Annotated in this window: 1 protein-coding gene; it reads right to left on the reverse strand. The window is 71.1% G+C overall.

The window, feature by feature from the left end:
- Positions 1 to 691, reverse strand: a 691-nt coding sequence (locus AC27IQ_RS26370) for a TonB-dependent receptor (protein ID WP_487091421.1), incomplete at both ends; no start/stop codon positions are given.

Raw genomic sequence — 691 nt, forward strand, 5'->3', positions numbered from 1 at the left:
GCGCGCACGAGGTCGCCGCGCAGTTGCAGGTCGAGCGTCGATGCCGTGTCGCCGAACAAGGTGGCGCCGGCCAGGCCGCTCTCGCCCACCAGGCGCACGCTGCCGCTCGCCTCCAGGCCGTAGAACTTGGCGCGCACGCCTTCGTAGCGGTACTCGGGCAGCGCACCATCCGTGCCGGTGGGCACGCGCTCGCCGTCTTCCGTCAGGCTGGCGCCCGTGGGCGTGAGGCCGATGTAGTTGGAGAACCGGCTGTAGAACGCGGTGACGGCGAAGCGGTTCGGCCCGCTCTTCCAGGCGGCGCCCACATCGATGCTGGTCGCCTTCTCCAGGCCCAGGCGGCTGTCGCCCGTCTCCCAGGCGCCGGTGGCGATGTGCGGGCCGTTGGCGAACAGCTCGTAGTCCTTGGGGGCGCGCTGGGTGTACGACAGGTTGGAGGTCAGCTGCCAGTCGGGCGCCAGGTTCACAAGCGCGCCCACCGCCGCGCTGTGCGGGTGGAAGGTGTGCTTGCCGGTGTCGAAGCGGTCGGTGTCGGCGCTGCCGAACGATTCCACGCTCACCTGCTCGGTGCGGGCGCCGAAGGTCAGCTTGCCCCAGCCGGTGGCCAGTTCCTCGTGCGCGAACAGCGCGGTGGAGCGGCTGCGGCTGTAGGGCGCGAAGGCCTCTTCGCCCACCGCCGAGAAGCGCGACGATT

Source organism: Acidovorax sp. KPB24-07 (assembly GCF_057543315.1).